Here is an 18777-nt window from a genome sequence, read left to right on the forward strand (position 1 = left end):
ACCTGTCTAGCTGGCAATATGGGTTCCCGGTACTAGTTCGATACCAGGTTGGTCATAGCCGTGGGCAAGCGGTCCCGCCCTGCGACCAGTTGGGAGTGCCCGACCTCCAACAGGATCGGAAAAACGCGCTCGGTCACCTTCTCTCGGAGCCGCCGCCTCCTTCTGCGCGGGCACGTGCGCGCGAACATTTCCCGGTTATTTGCGGCCGTGGAATCCGGTCGAGAAAAGTGGCGGGGGTGTGTCCCCAAAGGGGCCGTATTTCGGAGTTCAGGGGTGTCATCAGCGCCTCGCACCGACAGGCGCACCCAGCCTGGCGAAGGGACACCCGTGGCCCAGCCCGACAACTCCGCCCGCCGCTCGCCCCGACGGCGCGCCGACTCCACCCACCCGGCTCCGGCCCGCCCCGGCGGGCACCGGGGCGGCGACCGCCGACCCTGGCCGACCGCTCCGACCACCACCCGCGTCAGCCCCGGCAAGCCCGCGAAGTCCACGGCCGGCACCGGCTCGCGCTCACGCGGATCGGCCTCGACCCCGACTCCGGCGACCGTCTGGACCGCCGGCTCTGCACCGATCGAGCTCGACGCCACGTGGCCCGCAACCCTCGTCGAGCGGATCGTCACCTCGTTCAGCAAGCCCGCCGAACGGGTTGTGCTGCTGGACTGGCCGATCTCCGAGCGCACCCGCCCGACGCTCGGCGTGGTAGGTACCGACGGCGTCATCGACCACGCCCCCGGCGCAGAGCCGGACCCCGAACTGGCCGACACCATCGCCGCCGTCGAACGTCTCGACCGCGCCGCGCGCGTCGAGCGCGTCCCGATCGACCCGGCGTCGACCGGCCCGACCTCGCGCCCGTTCTGGGCCGACCTCGTCGGCGGGGTCGGCACGGCTCCCGCGACCATCCCCACGGCACCGGAAGTCACCGTCGAGGTGCCCTTCCCGGACGCGGTGAGCGAACCCGTGGACGGTGCCGGCTTGATCGTCACCAGCCTGCCGCCGCACCGCTCTGGCCACCTCGGTCACGGCAACACAGCGGACCTCATCGCGCTCTACGCGGCACGGCGGCTACGGATCGGCGGCATCCTCGTCGTGCTCACGCACTGTGACTGGGAGTTGGGCGAGCTGACCGACCCGACGGGCGCGGTGGTGACCGCAGGACAGAACGCCGACCTGCTCTACCTCCAGCACATCGTCGCCCTGCACACACCCGTCCGCGACGGCCGTTTCCACCTCGCCGACGCTCACTCCGACGGCGTCCATGGTGACCGCGACACCGACACCGACACCGACGACGGCGACGCGCGTGCGCGTCACCGCGCCCTGGTGCGAGGGCTGCCCGCTCCGCATCGGCGCATCCACTCCGACGTCCTCGTCTTCGCCCAGCCGCACGACCACCAGCCGACACCCCCGGCGTCGCCGAGTGCGCCCACCGACGCGGTCCCGCAGTCCGAAGACATCCGATGAGCACCGCGCCTGACCCAGCGCCGCATTCCGACTTCGCCCAACCCGGACCGCACCGCCAGGAAGGCACGCCCGTGACGCACGACGCCATCGACCAGTCCACCGCCGAGCACTCCCCGACGACTGCCGCAGCGGTCGGCGACGAGCCGATCCAGCGCATCCCGCGCGCACTCGACACCCCGCTCGCCGCTGCGGGCAACTCTCTGGACAGCGGTGAGCAGAAGGGGAGCGCAGAGCCGCCCGCGGTGTCGGTGTGGACAACCGCGCAGTCCTCGCCGGCCGCCCAGCGCAAGAACAAGTACACGCCCGAGTCGACCGCGCACCCGGCCAAGATGCTGCCCGAGGTCGTCCGCCACGCCGTCATCCACTACACCAAGCCGGGCGAGCTGGTGCTCGACCCGATGTGCGGTATCGGCACCACCCTCGTCGAAGCCGTCCGGCTCGGTCGCCGCGCCGTCGGCGTCGAGTACGAACCGCACTGGGTCGAGGTTGCGCAGGCGAATCTCGACCTGGCGCGGGAGCAGGGCGTCGGCGGTGACGACGGGATCGACGCACGGGTGTTCCACGGTGACGCCCGCCAGCTCGTGACGCTGCTCCCACCCGAGTACGTCGGCCAGGCGGCGCTGGTGGTGACCTCCCCGCCCTACGGTCCCTCGACCCACGGGCAGGTGTCGGTCGCGCCCGGCGCGGGGGTGCAGAAGTACCACCACCTCTACGGCAACACCCTCGACCGCGGCAACCTCGCCAACATCGGCCACCACCGGCTGCTGGCCGGGTTCACCCGGATCCTCGCCGCGCTGCGCACCTTCCTCAAGCCCGGCGGGCACATCGCCATCACCATTCGCCCCTGGCGCGAACACGCCGAGCTGATCGACCTGCCCTCCCAGATCCTCGCCTGCGGACGCGCGGCCGGCCTGATCCCGGTCGAGCGCAACGTCGCCCTGCTCGCCCGCGCCGCCGAGACCGACCTCGTCGCCCGCGGCAGCTTCTTCCAACGCGACTTCATCCGCAAGCAGCGCGAGGCCGGACTCCCGCTGCACCTGATCGCCCACGAGGACGTCCTCGTGTTCCGCACCGCCCTGTTTGCCTTGCGTTCCAATGAACTCAAGGGTGTTCAGCGGGAACCCAAGGGCCTGTCGCGGTCAGTGTGCCACAGGGACGCTCGGGTTCCGGGTGAAGTCGAGGCGGCGGCTTCGTGAGGAGTCTCGAGAAGCTGGCGGGCGTTGTTGGCGTAGCGGATCGCGGTCGTCTCGGAGATGCCGAAGAGCATGGCCAGGTGCAGCGGATCGGGGCCGATGGTCATCGCTTCCTCGAGTTGCCGGTCGATGCGCAGCCGTTCGAGGGTGGCGGTCAGGCCACGGAGGTCTCGCATCCACACGGCACTGACCGGTCCGTGCCGCAGCGCGCTTTCCTTGCTGATCAACAGATGCGGGTTCGCGGTGGCGGGCCAGCGTTGCGCGCGGTAGGTCAGCCAGTCGTCCAGGACGGTGCGGGTCAGGTCGTCGAGCGGCCGTCGCCGTCCGCCTATGGTGAGATGTCGATCCGCGAGGTCGACGTCGTGCAGTTGCATGGCCCGGATCTGATGCGGTCGAGCGGCGTGCACGGCGGCCATCGCGATGAACACGCGGGCTTGCGGTGTGGTGGCCATGGCGACCGCTTCGGCGATGTCCTGGATGGACAGCGGCTGCCAGAGCACGTGTTCGCGTCTGCCGATGGAGATCCTGGTCGCGGGATTGTGGAAGACGACGCCGCTGCGCCTGGCCCAGCCGAACAGCGAACGCAGCGCGGTGACGGCACCCGCGCGGGGTTCTCCGCGCAGCCGGCGCAGGCAGGCCACGACGTCGTCGCGGGTCACCTCGCGCAGGTGGTCGTAGCGGGTCGACCAGTCCAGCAGGGCGGGGCGCACGGTCCGCAGGTAGGCGCGGACCGTGTCGGGCTTGCGGGGCAGGGTGCGCGGGCCGCCGTCGTGCAGGACACGGGCCCACCGGCCCGCCTCGTGTCCGATGGCGGGAGCCATCCCGTCGAGTTTGGCGGCCAGCCAGGTGTCGAAGACCTGCGGCCGGTCCTCGGTGAGCACGTCCATCGCGTCGAGGATCGCGATGGCGTAGTCGACGTTCACGCTGTGCCGGGACGCAACCGTGCGCACGTCGGTGGCGCGGATCCGGTCGCTGTCGTGGTGACCGGCCAGCAGGGTGGCCAGGGTGCGCTGCATCCCGCGTCTGGTGACCGGGGCCCATCCGCGGGCCTCGGCCGCGGTGTGGGCGAGGTGCAGCGCCCAGCCCAGCCACGGGTTGTCCGGAGCGGGCGCGCGGCGCAGGTCGATCCCGACGTGCCGGTAGTCGCGGGCGAGCACCTCGTCGGCGAACAGCACCTGCTGTTCCCACCGCATGTCCGGTCGGGCCACCGATGCGGGCGGGGCCTTGAGGGGACGGCCTTTCGCGCCGTGGCGACGCGGGCTCGTGCGGGCAACGGCGCGACGTCGGGTCATCCCGGCCAGGAACAGTTGCTGGCTGCGCACCGCAGGAAGGTGCGGTGCGATCAGCACCGCCGAACGCGCGTCGACCGCGGTCACGATCCGGTCTTCGCGCGCCTGGAACCAGCACAGGCGGCAGTAACCGTTCTTCAACGGCACTTCACGCCGGCAGGCGCCACACTCGCCGGGCAGGTGGCCGAACCGAGGCGCCGCGAAGTTGTAGCAGGCAAGACAGACCCCGCGCGCATGCGTCAGGCCCCACGCCAGGCATTCGGCACAGCTGGTCACCGACCGGGCGATCTTCGACCCGGTCCCGTCTCTGGCCACCATCGATCACGCCGGCGGCAGGGAACGACCGTCACGACGTCGAGGAACGACCCGCATCGGTTGCGGAGCCGAGCCTGTGGCCGCGTTCCGCTCACGCGTGTCGACAGGCCGGGTGACCTTGTCCGGTTCGGGAGTGAGCAGCTCTCCGATCTCGCAGCCCAGCACGACACAGATGACGTCGAGGTCATCGAGCTTGAGCGAGGCCGGCTGGCCCGACCACAGGTTGGACATCTTGCCCAGCGAGATCTCCAGGCCGTGCTCGGCCAGAGCGCGTTGGAGCTCGGAGGCTTTCCAGATGCCGCGGTTCGCCGCTGCCAGGCGGAGATTCCAACGCACTCAGACCAGTCCTTCCACCCGTTGCGCCGCGCGCTGCTGACCGGTGACCCACGCCTGCTCGACGTGTTCCCGGTGCACGTGGACGTAGCGCATGGTGGTCGCGATCCACGAGTGTCCCAGGGTCTCCTGGATGGCGATCAGGTCCATTCCGTTGAGGTAGAGCTGGGATGCGCAGAAGTGCCGCAGCACGTGCGGGGTCAGTCGGCCCTCCCAGCCGGGCAGGTGCGCTCGGGTCGCGGCGGCCACCGCGGAGCGCAGCGTGTCAGGGCCCAAGCGGCGCGAGGAGGAGCCCTCGGTTCGGCGTTCGGAGGGAAACAGCGGTGCGCCGGGCCGCTCGTGATCGTCGTCGAACAGTCCCCAGATGTCTTCGATGTACCACTTCAAGGTCCGCCCGGAGTCGTTGATCAACGGCACCATGCGCTCGCGGGGCCCGGAGCCCCGGGCTCCCTTGCCGTAGCGGACGTGGATCTTGCCGAACCTGCCCAACTCCCAGCGCACGTCGGCCAGGTCCAGTTGACGAACCTCCCCAGCGCGCAGCCCGATCTCCGCCATCAACCTGGCCGCCGCGTAGTTGCGGGCGGTCGGCGCGAACTTCCGGCACGCGGCCAACTCGGCGGCCCAGCCGCTGAAGAATCGCTCGATCTCCTCGGCCGGCGGCGGGATCCGCAGTCGGGCGTCTTTCCGGCCTTTCGGCCTGTTCATCTCATCGACCGGGCACGCCACCACGCGGCCGGTCATGGCGTGCAGCTCCACCGCGTGCCGGACGTGGAGGTACTCGAAGTAGGTCGTCAGCGCGGCGGCCCGAGCGTGCCGCGTCCCCGCGGCCGCTTGCCGCAGCACACGTCCGAAGTACGTATCGGCGTCGGTGGGTTCCATCTCCCACAGCGGGCGTCCGAACCAGTCCCGGACCTGCTGCACGTTGCTGATCTCGCCGCGGATCGTGGTGTCGGCCAACCCCGTCGATGCCCGCGTGAGCACGAACCCGGCCATCACGTCGACCTCGAAGTCGGCCAACTCGTCCGCACTCGCCGGTGATCGCGCCTCACGAAGATCGCGCACTACGGACAGGCCCAACCCACGCCCCCTGTCTTCACACCAACCGAAGCTGCTTCACTCAAGATCGGATAGTTTCATGATTTCTGAAATCTCGTCAACATGCCGCCACGGCGGCCAGCGCAGCGCTGCCGCCCAGGTCCAGGCCAGCAGGTGCTGCCTGACCTGCAGCGCGGAGCAGATGAACTCAGGGGATGTCTCACAGCACAAGTCCGCCGGCAACAGCGCGGCCGGTACTTCGGCGGGGGACGTGGACCTCGGGCAGTACCGCTCGGCGCGATCCGCGGGTGCCGCGCGTGACGCTGCGGGTGAGCGAGGCCAAGCGGCATGACACGCCGTTCGCCGCGCGCGCGCCGTGAGCGTGCGGCACGTTCGCTCACGCTCGTCCCGGCCCCGGCGGTGACGCACGGGCCGGGGCGGCGGACCCGCCCTGTCACCGGGCCTGCTCCGGTCGTGGGCTCGTTGTGCACCGGCTACGGCGGCCTGGACCTCGGCGTGCTGGCTGCTCTGGGCGGCGGCCGGATCGCCTGGGTCGCCGACCCCGACCCGCACATCGCCCGGATCCTCGACGCCCGGACACCGGGCATCCCGAACCTCGGCGACCTGCGGCACATCGACTGGGCCCAAGTCGAGCCGATCGACGTGCTCGTCGCGGGGTTCCCCTGTCAGGACATCTCCGCCGCCGGGAAGCGCGCGGGCATCGAGAAGGGAGTCCGCAGTGGGCTGTGGGCCGACATCGTGGCGGGCCTTCGCGTACTACGACCCGCGCTCGTCGTCGTGGAGAACGTCGCCGCGCTTCGCTGGCGCAACGGAGGACTCCACCGTGTACTCGGCGACCTGGCCGAAGCGGGGTATGACGCGCTCTGGCGTAGCGTCCGCGCCGCCGACATCGGAGCCGCACACCGCCGCGAGCGAGTGTTCCTGCTCGCCTGGCTGCGCGAGCCCCGCACCGGTCGACGGTGCGGAGATGCTGCCGACGCCGACCGCGCACGACGGCTCCTCCAATGGCATCAGCGCCGCCGGCAGACAGGGCGGTCCGTCACTGCTGGACCGGCTTCGATTGTTGCCGACCCCGACAGCCTCGGACGCGAAGAACTGCACGCACCGCACGCAGACCGGCGGCCTGTCGCTGCCGGATGCGGCCCGGTTGTTGCCGACTCCGCGAGCCTCGGACACCGGCACGGCGGGCCGCAGGGCCGGTGCGGGGTTCCGGCCGCCGCTGTCACAGCAGGTGCTCCCCCTGGTGGACCCCGAGGCGTTCCTGCCGACGCAACGAGCGACGGACGGAACGAAGGGCTGCCCGGCACAGCGGGGCTCCAAGGGCGACCTGATGCTGCCCTCGGCGGTCATCCGCCTGCTCGTCCCGCCGGTGCACCACCGGGCCGAGGACAGCGAGACCGACGCCATCCCGTAGCGGTTCGCGAGCCCGACAGTACGACGAGTCGAGCATCCGAGGGCGAGTCGGCTCCCGTGAACTGGGGTGTCTACGAGGCGGCGATCCGCCGCTGGGAAGCGGTGCTGGGCCGCCCGACACCGCACCCGACACAGCCCGGCAACCACGGCCGCCCGGTCCTCGCGCCTGGTTTCGTCGAGCACCTCATGGGCCTGGCCGAAGGCTGGGTCACCGACCTCTCCCTGCCCCGCACCGCGCAGCTCCGGGCGCTGGGCAACGGCGTGGTTCCCCAGCAAGCCGCCTACGCGGTGGCCCTGCTGCTCGACGACCTCGCCGAACTCCTCGACATCAACACCGACACCGACCACCGGTCGCAGACCGGGCAGGAGGTGACCGCGGCATGACCACGACAAGACTGAAGGCGACCGACACCGGGCCCGCCTTGCGACTGCTGTCGCTGGGTGCCGGAGTGCAAAGCACGACCGTGCTGTTGCTGGCGTGCGAGGGCGAGATACCGCGTTTCGACGTCGCCCTTTTCGCCGACACCGGCTGGGAGCCGCGCGCCGTTCACGCGAACCTCGACCGCCTGGCGGCGCACGCAGAGAGACACGGGATCCCGGTGCGTCAGGTCTCGGCCGGAAACATCCGCGCCGACGCCCTCGATCCCCGCCACCGCTTCGTGTCCATGCCCCTACACACCCTCAACCTCGACGGGACGCGAGGGCTCGCGAGGAGGCAATGTACTGCGGAGTACAAGATCACCCCGCTGAAGAAGGCCGCGCCGGAGCTACTGGGATATCCGCATCCGCGACGCGTGCCGCGAGGGGTGTACGCCGAGCAGGCCATCGGGATCAGCACCGACGAGTTCACGCGCGCCAAGGACTCCGGGCTGCTGTTCCTGCGCAACGTCTTCCCGCTGATCGATCTCGGCTTCGACCGGGCACGGTGCATGGAGTTCCTCGCCGAACGAGGCTTCGGGGAGACCGTGAAGTCAGCATGTGTCGGCTGCCTTATGCGGAATCTGAGCGAGCTACGTTGCTTGCTCATGATCACAGTGCACTGGGAGCGCTATCCCCTGGTGGAGCAGCACCCCGAAGCTCGGCGGTGGCTGCAATTCACGGCCAACATCGGGCGAGCGTGGAACACGGTGGACGCCTACGGACGAGCGGTAGGCGACCACCTCGCGTTCTGCTTGACGATCGGTACCACTCCGGAGGCGGCCCGGCCGGACGTCGTTGCGGCATGGATCGGCGACATGCACCAGCGGCCCAACCCGAACGGCGGAGTGGGGTTGGCCAACTCGACGATCCAGGTGCGGATCGTTGGAGTTCGATCGTTGCTTCAGGACAGCATCACGGGAGGGAAGGCATGAGCACGCAACTACTCGTAGATCGTTGCAGCCCGCATCGCGTCCTGAACGACCTCCCAACCGTTCCAGGGGACCGGAACACCGCGGTTGGCGTAGTAGCCGTCACAGTCGTCCAGCCAGGCGGCCAGCGACTCCAGATAGTCCGGAAGCGAGTGGTTCTCCCAGTTCGCGGGCGGACCGTCCGACCAGTCCGCCAGCAACGCCCGCACCGTCGTCGCCAGCCGATCCTTGTGTCGCGCCGCCGGCGACGATGGGCAACCAGGGACACCGCAATCGTCGTCGGGATCTGCGTCCGGGTCGGCAAAGCCGTGCTCGAACTCGTAGTGGAAGCACACGTAGTGCATCCGCTCGAACGTCTCGTAGTGGTCCCGGTTCAACCGCACAAGCCGATCACACCGTCGACACATCTGGTCGCTGCTGTCATCAGGCACCAGCGGATCATCGCAGGTCACGGAATGCTCGTCAGCTCGATTGCCTCCGACCCTCCGCCCAGGAGCACCCGAGGAACGAGGGCGCTCCCCGACGATCGTTACCTGATATTCGCAGTAACTTGCCCATTCCACGGCAACGCCGGCTGGCGGTGGGTGCGCGACAACGATCCGGACAGCTGGGTCGAGGCAGTCGAATTCGACCGCGCCATCCGCCACGGCTACCCGCGCGCCACCACGCAGGGGCAGGAGCTTCGTGGGCAGTACTTCCTGCACCGCTCCTGCCTTCCTCTGGACCAGGTCGACCTCGACGCGCCTTCTAAGTCCAAGAGTAAGAAGCACCTGCGGCTGATCACCTCCGAGTCGGCAGACATGGCAGTGGACAGCGTGGAAGAGGACGGCGACCCCGATGGATGCTCGCCGTGGTCGTGTCGGTCCGGGGAGCCGGTCACCACCGTGGATCACGGATACCGCGGGCGTGCGGCATGAGCACCACGAACACATCACCGCCGCAGTTTGTGTCGGCAGTGCGGAGCTGGTGGGCACGAGTAGGGGACTCGTGGCACACGGGGGCCGCCGCCGCGGCAGCGATGATCGGATATCTGCTCTCGGTCGTCGTCGCCAACATCGCCTCGGTGTACTGGTCGCCGCTTGTCGTCGGTGGACTGATCGTTCCGTCGGGCACGGTGTTCGCGGGAACGAGCCTGACGGCGCGCGACCTCGTCCACGACTGGCTCGGTGCCCGAAGAATGGCCGTAGCCATCGCAGCCGGAGTGGGATTGTCAGCCGTGTTGGCTTCCCCGCAGATCGCGGTTGCCAGTGTCGTCGCGTTCACCGCGTCGGAAATCGTGGACGCGCTGATCTACACGAGGCTGCGCCACCGCTCCCGGCTGGGAGCTGTCGCGGTATCTAACACGGGCGGGCTCATGGTCGACAGCGCCCTGTTCGTGCCGTTGGCCTTCGGCAGCGTCACGGCCGTGCCCGGACAGCTCGTCGGCAAAGCGGTCGCCGCCGATTACCACCGCTGTGCCGACATGTACGAAGAACGCGGCATCGACCTGGGCGCGCTTCCGTTGGTCGGCGTGGGAAGTGTGTGCCGCCGCCAGCACACCGTCGAGGTCGAACGCATCGTCCGCTCGTTGGCCGCCCGCGGCTACAAGCTCCACGCTTTCGGTGCCAAGGTGCTCGGCCTCGCCCGGTACGCAGACGCCATCGCCTCCAGTGACTCGGCGTCCTGGAGTCTGAGAGGGCGGCACGTTCCCGGCTGCACCTCCACCCACCGCAGCGAGTCCAACTGTCTGAGGTTCGCCCTGGCCTGGCACGACGCCTTGACCCGGCAACTGCGCACCACCCAACCGGTCCATGCGCACGCGGTCACTGCCCACCACACGTCCACCCGCCCGATCTCGACCGGACCGAACACCCACGCACGAAGCAGCTCCCGCCCGACCCGCGATCCAGCCGACCGCCGTCCATCCCGCCGCCGGGCGGAGGCACGATGACCACCCGTCGCCCTACACCCACGCCGCCCGGCCACCACCAGGAGCCGTCCACACCACCGGTGTCGGCGCCTCGGCTCTACACACCGGCCCAGGCCGCTGAACTCCTTGCCGTGCGCGAGTCCTGGCTGCGACGCAAAGCCGGACAACGTGCCATCCCCTGCACCTTCCTCGGCAAGCACCTGCGCTTCTCGGCCGCCAACCTGCGCGACATCGCCGACTCCGGCAACTGCACACCCCCGACGGTCCACAGTCGTCCTCGCCGAACACGCTGACACCAAAGAACTTCCCCGACACCTATTGCCCTTTACCGCCAATAGAGCGTCCATGGGCGTGTCACACCAACGCCCGTCAACAGCTCCGAACACCCCTCACCGGGAGGCACGATGGCCTGGTCCGAACAACACGGCAAGACCTGGCGGGTGCGCTACCTCAAAGACGACGGCACTCTTGGATCGGTCACCGGATTCCCCAACAAGTCATCGGCCGACAACTACGCCGACACCCTCGAAACCGACCAACGTCGGGGCACCTGGATCGACCCGGCGGCAGGTCGGATCGCAGTGGCGGAGTGGGCCGACGACTGGCTCGACGCCCTTGACCTGTCCCGCGCCACCGAGGCCCAGTACCGCAGCCTGGTGACCAACCACATCCTGCCCCGCTGGGGCGAGACTTCCCTGGCCGACATCACCGGTCTGGCCGTCGCCGCCTGGCGCAAGCAACTATCCGCCGGCTACGCGCCTGCCACCATCACCACGATCGTCAAAGTGCTGTCGATGATGCTGGCCGACGCCGCCGACGACAAACTTATCCCCGCCAACCCCATCCGCCCCCGCCGACGGGGCAAACGCCATCGCGCGAAATCCCGCGAGCGCATCTGGGCCACCCACCAACAAGCCCTGCGCGTCGCTGACAACGCCGCCGCCCTCGTCGGCCCCTGGGCAGGCATCCTCATGATCACCGCCGCGTGGACCGGAGCCCGCTGGGGCGAACTGACCGGTCTGCAACGCCACAACACCCACCTCGACGACAGCCGCATCGTCATCGACCCCGACATCGGCGCACTGCACGAGATCAACGGCCACTTCGAGCTCGGCCCGCCCAAGACCGCCGAATCCGCCCGCACCATCACCCTCCCGCCCTTCCTGATCCCGCTGCTGCGCCGACACCTCGACAGCCACGACCACCCCCACGTGTTCGTCACCGCAGAAGGCGAGTACCTGCGCCGGTCCAACTTCTCCCGCCGGGCCATGCGCCCCGCCGCCGACGGTAACCTCAAGCGCACCGCCCCGCCCGTGCGAATCGAGCCCGTCCAACCAGGACTGACATTCCACGGCTTCCGGCACAGCCACAAAACTTGGATGATCGCCGACGGCGTCCCCGAGATCGCCCAAGCCGCACGCCTCGGGCACACCCTCGAAGACAAGATGCAAAAGGTCTACTCCCACATCGCCGCCGAAGTCGAACACCGACTTCTCAACGGTCTGCAAGACCGCTGGGACAAGGCCGCCGCCGACTCGACCAGGCCGGAACCACAAACCCGCTGGCGACGCCTCTAACCACCGCCGTACGGCAGCTCAAGCGGCGGCGTCGAGCTCGACTGGACAGGGCCTTCTAGGCGGAACGTTGTTCTTCAGGCAGCAGAGCTGAGTGGCGTTCACGCACTCGGGCGACGGCTTCCTCTTGGCTGATGTCGTAGCGCAGTTGCTCCCGATAGAACTCCAGGCGTTTGGCCGCATCGTCGAGCAGTTGGCCCCACTGGGTCACGTGGATGTCGTAGTCGCCTTGTTTGGTGACGTGACCCCACTCGCGGTCGGTCTGGTTGACGTCGTCCTCGATCTCCTCTGAGATCGAGGCGCCAACCAGCCAGAAGGTCCCACTTGGCCCGCCCCGTCGCCGCGTTCTTGCTCAGCGCTCGCGCGTAGCTCCGCACCTGGCGCAGTTCCTTGTCACCCAGTGCGACACTCGGGCGCTTCAACTCGGATCACCAGTCGGTGCTGGAGTCCGGGGGTGTGGATTGTTCTTTGGAGTACCAGGTCCAGTCGGCCGGTCCGGCCGTTGTCACGGAGAACCTGACCTCCTGACGCGATGAGATCCGCTTCGAGCAGTGCGTCGTCGGCGAGGACATCACGAAGAACGGTGGTCAGGCCGGGTTCACTGCGGCTGAGCCGCCACTCTTCGCCGAACAGCCATGCGTTGTCCTTGACCAACGGGTGAAGCTGGTCGACCTCGCGCATCCGCCTGCGCATGTCGTTGCCGTAGATGGCCTGTCGCAGCGCCAGGATGAGGTCGACCCGTCGGGTGAGGCTCTGGCGCACTTCCGGTGGTGGCGCGGTGGACCCCCAGGCCGTGACAGGGGCCGAGGGTTGTCATGATCATTTGTGGCTCAGATGGCGATGCTGGTCGGTGTGGTGTTCTCGGGGCTTTCGGCGCTGGTGGTCGAGGGCGTCGAGGACGCCGGTGCTGTGATCAAGGTGCGGGCGTCGACCAGGGGCGAGGAGGTGGCGTGTCCTTCGTGCGGAACGCCGACGGGCCGCGTTCATGCCTTCCACGAGAGAGTTCCCGCGGATGTGCCGGTCGACGGACGCCGGGTGCTGGTGAGGTTGCGGATACGTCGGATGCGTTGTCCCGTACAGGAATGCGCGCGCCGGACGTTCCGGGAACAGGTACCCGGTTTGATCGAGCGATACCGGCGACGCACCGTCCGACTCGATGATCAGCTCCGCGGTGTCGTGCGCGAGCTGGCCGGCAGGGCCTCCGCCCGGCTGCTGCCGACGCTGGGGATCGCGGTCGGGCGGGACACCGCGGTGCGGGTCCTGCTGGGCATCCCGTTACCGGATCGAGCGGTGCCGCGGGTACTGGGGATCGACGATTTCGCCCTGCGTCGGTGTCACGACTACGCCACCGTGGCGATCGACGCCGACACCGGCGCCCGGATCGACGTGCTGTCCGGACGTGGTGCCGCGGTGGTGGCCGGATGGCTGCGGGCGCATCCTGGAGTCGAGGTGGTGTGCCGGGACGGTTCGGCCGCCTACGCGCAGGCGGTACGGGACGCGCTGCCGGACGCGGTCCAGGTCGCCGACCGGTGGCATCTGTGGCACGGCCTGTGCGACGCCGCTGGCAGGGAGGTAGCGGCCCACAGCGCGTGCTGGGCCTCGGCCACAGGACTGCGCCAGGGGAAACTCGCCGAGACCACGCTTCAACGGTGGCAGCAGATCCATGCCCTGCGCGACGCCGGGGTCGGACTGTTGGACTGCTCGCGCCGCCTGGGTCTGGCGATGAACACGGTCAAGCGCTACGCCCGCGCGGCCACACCGCAGCGCATCCAGCGGGTCCCCAAGTACCGGGCCGGCATGGTCGACCCGTACCGGGATCACCTCCGCGCCCGTCGTGAGCAGGAGCCCGGTGTGGGCGCCACCGAGCTGTTGAACGAAATCCGCGCCCTGGGCTACGACGGCAGCCAGAACCTCCTCGTGCGGTACCTGAACCAGGGACGGCACCTCGACGACCATCCGCACCTGTCGTCACGTCGGGCCGCCCGCTTGCTGCTGACCCGACCGGAGGATCTCACCGGACGGCAACGTGAACGGCTCGACGCCCTGACCGCGGCCTGCCCGGAGATGACGGCACTGGCAAGCGTTGTGCGTTCCTTCGCCACCTTGCTCCTACCCCACAAGAACAATGTGGCTCGGTTGGCGGCATGGACCAACGCGGCGCGCGCAGCGGATCTACCCCACGTGCACTCTTTCGTCCGGGGTTCGACCAGGACCTCGACGCCGTCACCGCCGCGATCACCCTCGACCACCACAACGGACGCACCGAAGGCGTGAACACCAAGACGAAGCTGATCAAGCGCCAGATGTACGGACGAGCCAGCTTCGACCTTCTACCTGTTGACTGAACTAAGATCCGAGATAACCCCAAGTCAGAGGCGGTTTCATGGGTCTGATAGTTATTCCGCCCATGGATCAGGCGAAGGAGCCATTGCGGGATTTGGTGGCCATGGTCGTGCCCCAGGTGGGCCGTCTCGCCGAGACGGGCGACGTGTGCGACCCGTATCGGCTCGTCGATGGGGACGAGGCCGTGGTCGAGGCGGTCACGGAGTACTTCCGGGATCTGCAGGCGGCGGGCCGGTCGACGGCGACGTTGCGTTCCTATGGGCTGGATCTGTTGCGCTGGTTCAGGTTCTTGTGGGCGATCGGCATCCCTTGGAACCGGGCGACGCGGATTGAGGCTCGGGATTTCTGCCGTTGGATGCTGGTGGCCGGTAAGCCGCACCGGCCACACTGGCGCCGCCAAGGCGAGCCAATGGAGAAATGGTCCTTTGTGGAGGCTTATGCGCCGTCGGTGCGGGCGCACTGCGAGACGGTGCTGCGCTGCTTCTATGACTTCCACCTGGGAATCGATGACGGCCCGATCCTGATCAACCCGTTCCCGCTGAACCGGTCGCGGCGTGGCGGCCGGGCGAATGCGCACCATAACCCGATGGAGCCGTTTTCCAACGAGCGGACCGGGCTCTACCGTCCGCGGGTCCCCAAGCGGATCCCGCGCTCGATCCCGGATGAGGAGTTCAACGAGATCTTCGCTCGGCTGCCGTCGCACCGGGACCGGGCACTGGTGGCGTTCTACGTCTCCACCGGAGCCAGGGCGTCGGAACTGCTGTCGACAACACAGGGCGGGGTCGACCCGGGACGACAGCTGATTTCGGTGGTCCGCAAGGGAACCGGCGAGGTCCAGGAGCTTCCGGCCTCCACCGACGCGTTCGTGTGGTTGCGGCTCTACCAGGTCCAGATGGACGGCCTGATCCCCAAGGGACGTCGGCTGCCGCTGTGGTGGACGCTGCGCCGACCGTTGCGCCCGTTGACCTACCATGCGGCGCACCGCATGTTCGAGCGGGTGAACGATCAAGCGGGGACGGCGGCGACGCTGCACGCGCTGCGGCATACCGCGGCCTATCGGATGGCCGAGGATCCACGGCTGCCGTTGACCGACGTGCAGTTCGTTCTGGGGCACGCTCAGCTGACGACCACGCAGATTTACCTGACGCCCCGCAAGGAGGACGTGATCCGCAGGGTGCTGGCCCACCACGCCGAGCAGACCCGGCAGGCGGCCGCACGCACGCTTCCGGCTCCCGCGCCGGGTTACCGGCCGGAGTCCTTGAACGTGCTGTTCGGCGCGAGTACGTCATGACCACGGTCGTGTCTGTCCCGGCGTCGCCGACGCGCTCGGCCGGGCCGAGGCTGGGCGTGAGGCGATGCGCACGAGGTTCCCGCCTCGTCCTGTCGCAGCGACCTGGCCGACCACGCGCTGCGACCGCCGGACGGCGATCCGGCTGGCCACCGCCGACCCGCTCGTGATCGGCAACCCTGTGGTCCAGGCCAAGCGTGTCCGCGGCCTGCGGCATCTGCTGGACTGGCTCGCCGACGAGACCGGCGACACCTGGCAGCAGCGGTGGACCAACAGTGGCGCGGAAGCCCTCGGCGCACGATGGCGCCAGGCACCGATCGCCTGGTTGGAAGCACGGGGCCGTCGATCGGCCTGGTTGCCGTCGGAGCTGTCCTCGGCGCTTCTGGCGCTGATCTTCGCCGATGTGGTGCGTCCGGCGCTGCGCTGGCTGGTCTCCACACCCTCGATCAAATCCGAACTGGCCAACGGCCTGGCCCTGGACCGTGATCCCAGTGGATTCGCACGGCTGCGTGAGCACTGCCAGGCACACTCCGGGATCCCTGAGCGGGCGGCACGACTCACCGCGCAACGCGGCGCCGTGATCGTCGCCGCCAAGGGCGGAACCCTCGCCGACATCACCGTCGGCGATGTGCTGGAGTTGGTGGACACCGAGACCGCGATGTCGGCGGCTTGGCCGCGCGATGTTCCGGCGTTTTATCAGATCCTTCGTGACCTTGGGTTGCTTGGTGAGCAGGCTCCGTTGCGGTTCCGGCAACTACGCACCGGCGGCCAGCTCACACCCGGGCAACTGGTCGACCGCTACGGGCTCGCCTGCCGCCCGGTCCGGGACCTGCTCGTCGCCTACCTGCACGAACGGCAGCCCAACCTGGACTACAACAGCCTCAAAGACCTGTCCTACTACCTGGCGCGGCGATTCTGGAAAGACCTTGAAGTCCACCATCCGGGCATCGACTCGTTGCGCCTGACGCCGGAGGTCGCCACCGCGTGGCGGGAACGGCTGCTGAAGAAACAACCTCCAGGCTCAAGCGCCGGCACCGACGTCGGCGAGCCGATCCCCCGGATCGCCTACCGCGAGTGCCTGGTGAAGGTCCGGGCGTTCTATCTCGATCTCTCGCAGTGGGCGCTGGAGGATCCAGCCCGCTGGGCACCGTGGGTCGCGCCGTGTCCGGTCGGACGCGATGTTGAGCATCGCAAGTTCAAGCGCCATCGCAAGGCGCGTATGGATGCCCGCACCCGTGAACGTCTGCCGGTCCTGCCGGTGTTGGTCGCCACGGTCGAGCGGCGGCGAATCGTTGCCGCAGAGCTGCTGGCCATGGCGCAGGCCGTCGAGCCGGGACAGAGCTTCACCGCCGACGGACATCAACTCACCCGTCTGGGAGCCTGGTCCGGGAAGCTGAGGTGACCGACTCCGCCGGTCGTCGGCACGATCTGCGACGCGAGGAGGAATACGCGTTCTGGGCATGGGCCGCCGTGAACGTTCTGCGCCTGACCGGAGTCCGGATCGAGGAGCTGATGGAGATCACCCACCACAGCGTGATCCAATACCGACTGCCCACAACCGGCGAAATCGTGCCGCTGCTGCAGATCGCGCCGTCCAAGACCGACGCCGAGCGGCTGCTGGTGGTCAGCCCCGAGTTGGCCGACATCCTGTCCGTCGTCATCGTCCGGGTCCGCGACGACACCGGCATCGTCCCGCTTGTCCCGGCCTACGACTGGCACGAGTGCGTCTGGCGGCCACCGGCCCCCGTGTTGTTCCAGCGCATGTTCAGCGCCGAAAGCCGGGCGATCAGCCACGGAACGATCCGCAAGATGATCCAGGCGGCCCTGGCCGACACCGGCCTGACCGACCCGGTCGACGGCAGGCCGCTCAACTACACGCCCCACGACTTCCGCAGGCTCTTCATCACCGACGCCATCCTCAACGGACTGCCACCGCACATCGCCCAGGTCATCGCAGGACACCGCGACATCAACGTCACACTCGGCTACAAGGCCGTCTATCCCGAGGAGGCCATCCAAGCTCACATGGCCTTCCTGGCCCGACGTCGAAGTCTGCGCCCCAGCGAAGAATATCGCGTCCCCACAGACGAGGAATGGGAAGAGTTCCTCGGGCACTTCGAGCGACGCAAGGTCTCCACAGGACTTTGTGGCCGCGCCTACTCCACCTCTTGCATCCACGAGCACGCCTGCCTGCGATGCTCGATGCACTGGCCAGATCCGGCTCAACGGCAACGAATCTTCGAGATCCGCGACAACCTCATCGCCCGGATCGCCGAGGCCGAACGCGAAGGATGGCTCGGCGAAGTCGAAGGACTCCGGATCAGCCTGGCCGGCGCCAACGAAAAACTCGCCCAGATCGACAAACGCACCAACGCCACGCGAACCGTCAACCTCGGAATTCCCACTCTCACAAGGGATTCCTGAGCACCAGCCAGGACTCGACGCGCACCTCTGATCAAGTTCAGAGAATCCGCCACCGCATCCTCCTGGGGTGACACCACCGAAAGTGCGCCAGAGCCGATAATGGGATAGACCTCGAGGGTGCTCCGGCCGGTCGACCGTTGCGATCGACGCAGACGAAGTGCGGGTTCGTGGACCGAACAAGCAACGCATGGCTTTCGCCGATGAACGGATGAAGCCAGGACAGTCCGTAATGGCACGGTGGTGGTTTGTGACCACCAGCGATAAATGGCGGATCTTCCATCCTTTTCCTGCGGGTACAGGGGAAGCTCTCAGCGGTGGTAGGCGGGTTTTCCCAGAGATGGTTGACGGGCGGCGTCGAGAGGCCGCATCGGTGGTGGTTGTGGGCTCCGACTGGGTGGACCTCAGCGGGATGTCTTGTCGCGTCGGTCTTCGATCCCGTTCGCTGCTGCCTCTGTTCGGGCGGTTTGGGTGCGGCCGTTCGGGTGCTCCGGTGTTTGGGTGGCGGTGGGGTGGATTCGATGGGGCGGTGTCACTTGTCGATCGGGGCTCGTTGCCGGGGCGACACCACAGTGCGGGCTCTGCTGCACGAGCGCGCCGGAGGCAACCCCGCCGTGCTGGCGGCGGTGCCCGCGACTTGGAGCGGTCGGCAGCCGGCGGCGCTGGAGGACCCGGTCCCCGCGCAGCGCGCGGGGTTGTCGTTGCGGGTGGAGCACTTGTTGGAGGCCGACACCGGGTATCGCGCCGGTTCGCCGTCGCGTGCGGCGCCGGGTGAGCCCAGGGCGGCCTACGACCCGGCGGGGACCACGTTGCGCGAGCGGGCACCGATCGTT

General features: G+C 68.5%; 18 protein-coding genes and 2 pseudogenes. 14 read left to right on the plus strand and 6 right to left on the minus strand.

Annotation, left to right across the window (positions count from 1 at the left end; all coding sequences use genetic code 11):
- Positions 1-327 precede the first annotated feature (327 nt).
- Complete coding sequence (locus F4560_RS42925; RefSeq protein ID WP_184928731.1) at positions 328-1461, plus strand: hypothetical protein; 1134 nt, start codon at positions 328-330, stop codon at positions 1459-1461.
- Positions 1458-2657, plus strand: coding sequence for a TRM11 family SAM-dependent methyltransferase (locus F4560_RS42930; RefSeq protein ID WP_246477961.1), 1200 nt, complete (start codon positions 1458-1460; stop codon positions 2655-2657). The genes F4560_RS42925 and F4560_RS42930 overlap by 4 nt, the downstream gene beginning before the upstream one ends.
- On the opposite strand, the gene F4560_RS42935 is transcribed toward F4560_RS42930, so the two are convergent.
- The 3 genes from F4560_RS42935 to F4560_RS42945 are packed head-to-tail and all read right to left on the minus strand — an operon-like array spanning position 2573 to position 5653.
- Positions 2573-4261 (minus strand): site-specific integrase, encoded by a 1689-nt coding sequence (locus F4560_RS42935; protein WP_184928732.1) that lies wholly within the window; start codon positions 4259-4261, stop codon positions 2573-2575. The two genes, F4560_RS42930 and F4560_RS42935, sit on opposite strands and share 85 nt — an antisense overlap.
- A gap of 3 nt (positions 4262-4264) precedes the next feature.
- Positions 4265-4594, minus strand: a complete 330-nt coding sequence (locus F4560_RS42940) for a helix-turn-helix domain-containing protein (protein ID WP_123743153.1) — start codon at positions 4592-4594, stop codon at positions 4265-4267.
- Positions 4595-5653 carry a tyrosine-type recombinase/integrase gene (locus F4560_RS42945; RefSeq protein ID WP_312869824.1) on the minus strand — a complete coding sequence of 353 codons (1059 nt, stop codon included), beginning with the start codon at positions 5651-5653 and terminating at the stop codon, positions 4595-4597.
- 321 nt (positions 5654-5974) lie between these two features.
- Here F4560_RS42945 and F4560_RS45310 point away from each other — a divergent pair.
- From F4560_RS45310 to F4560_RS42955, 4 genes and pseudogenes are all read left to right on the plus strand, one after another.
- Positions 5975-6526: pseudogene (locus tag F4560_RS45310) on the plus strand (DNA cytosine methyltransferase); the annotation flags it as partial.
- Between the two features lie 88 nt (positions 6527-6614).
- Entirely contained in the window at positions 6615-7061 is a 447-nt protein-coding gene (locus F4560_RS45315) for a hypothetical protein (protein WP_246479276.1), read from the plus strand.
- 56 nt (positions 7062-7117) lie between these two features.
- Positions 7118-7444 (plus strand): hypothetical protein, encoded by a 327-nt coding sequence (locus F4560_RS45320; RefSeq protein WP_246479277.1) that lies wholly within the window; start codon positions 7118-7120, stop codon positions 7442-7444.
- A complete protein-coding gene (locus tag F4560_RS42955) occupies positions 7441-8412 on the plus strand; it encodes a hypothetical protein (RefSeq protein WP_184928735.1) in 972 nt (323 codons plus the stop codon). Before F4560_RS45320 ends, F4560_RS42955 begins: the two co-directional genes overlap by 4 nt.
- A gap of 8 nt (positions 8413-8420) precedes the next feature.
- Here F4560_RS42955 and F4560_RS43870 read toward each other — a convergent pair whose 3' ends face one another.
- A complete protein-coding gene (locus F4560_RS43870; RefSeq protein WP_221483854.1) occupies positions 8421-8753 on the minus strand; it encodes a DUF7660 family protein in 333 nt (110 codons plus the stop codon).
- A gap of 240 nt (positions 8754-8993) precedes the next feature.
- Here F4560_RS43870 and F4560_RS42965 point away from each other — a divergent pair, with 240 nt between their 5' ends.
- The 4 genes from F4560_RS42965 (at position 8994) to F4560_RS42980 (ending at position 11895) form a co-directional block, all read left to right on the plus strand.
- Positions 8994-9326, plus strand: a complete 333-nt coding sequence (locus F4560_RS42965) for a hypothetical protein (RefSeq protein ID WP_184928736.1) — start codon at positions 8994-8996, stop codon at positions 9324-9326.
- A 101-nt stretch (positions 9327-9427) separates the two neighbouring features.
- Entirely contained in the window at positions 9428-10339 is a 912-nt protein-coding gene (locus F4560_RS42970) for a deazapurine DNA modification protein DpdA family protein (protein ID WP_246477962.1), read from the plus strand.
- Positions 10336-10611 carry a helix-turn-helix domain-containing protein gene (locus F4560_RS42975; protein WP_184928738.1) on the plus strand — a complete coding sequence of 92 codons (276 nt, stop codon included), beginning with the start codon at positions 10336-10338 and terminating at the stop codon, positions 10609-10611. The genes F4560_RS42970 and F4560_RS42975 overlap by 4 nt, the downstream gene beginning before the upstream one ends.
- Positions 10612-10722: 111 nt before the next feature.
- Positions 10723-11895 carry a tyrosine-type recombinase/integrase gene (locus F4560_RS42980; RefSeq protein ID WP_184928739.1) on the plus strand — a complete coding sequence of 391 codons (1173 nt, stop codon included), beginning with the start codon at positions 10723-10725 and terminating at the stop codon, positions 11893-11895.
- Positions 11896-11950: 55 nt separating this feature from the next.
- Here F4560_RS42980 and F4560_RS42985 read toward each other — a convergent pair whose 3' ends face one another.
- Positions 11951-12103, minus strand: a complete 153-nt coding sequence (locus F4560_RS42985; protein ID WP_184928740.1) for a hypothetical protein — start codon at positions 12101-12103, stop codon at positions 11951-11953.
- Positions 12104-12285: 182 nt separating this feature from the next.
- Positions 12286-12585 (minus strand): hypothetical protein, encoded by a 300-nt coding sequence (locus tag F4560_RS42990; protein ID WP_184928741.1) that lies wholly within the window; start codon positions 12583-12585, stop codon positions 12286-12288.
- 132 nt (positions 12586-12717) lie between these two features.
- On the opposite strand from F4560_RS42990, the pseudogene F4560_RS42995 reads away from it, so the two are divergent.
- The 4 genes and pseudogenes from F4560_RS42995 to F4560_RS43880 all read left to right on the plus strand — a co-directional run bounded on the left by F4560_RS42995 (position 12718) and on the right by F4560_RS43880 (position 17947).
- Positions 12718-14237 (plus strand): annotated as a pseudogene (locus F4560_RS42995) (ISL3 family transposase).
- Between the two features lie 62 nt (positions 14238-14299).
- The gene (locus tag F4560_RS43000) at positions 14300-15526 is read left to right on the plus strand and encodes a tyrosine-type recombinase/integrase (protein ID WP_184928742.1); all 1227 of its coding nucleotides are present in this window, start codon (positions 14300-14302) and stop codon (positions 15524-15526) included.
- Between the two features lie 64 nt (positions 15527-15590).
- Positions 15591-16925 carry a hypothetical protein gene (locus F4560_RS43875; RefSeq protein ID WP_221483855.1) on the plus strand — a complete coding sequence of 445 codons (1335 nt, stop codon included), beginning with the start codon at positions 15591-15593 and terminating at the stop codon, positions 16923-16925.
- Entirely contained in the window at positions 16922-17947 is a 1026-nt protein-coding gene (locus F4560_RS43880; RefSeq protein WP_221483856.1) for a tyrosine-type recombinase/integrase, read from the plus strand. Before F4560_RS43875 ends, F4560_RS43880 begins: the two co-directional genes overlap by 4 nt.
- Positions 17948-18777: the final 830 nt, after the last annotated feature.

The organism is Saccharothrix ecbatanensis (assembly GCF_014205015.1).
Classification (GTDB): Bacteria; Actinomycetota; Actinomycetes; order Mycobacteriales; family Pseudonocardiaceae; genus Actinosynnema; species Actinosynnema ecbatanense.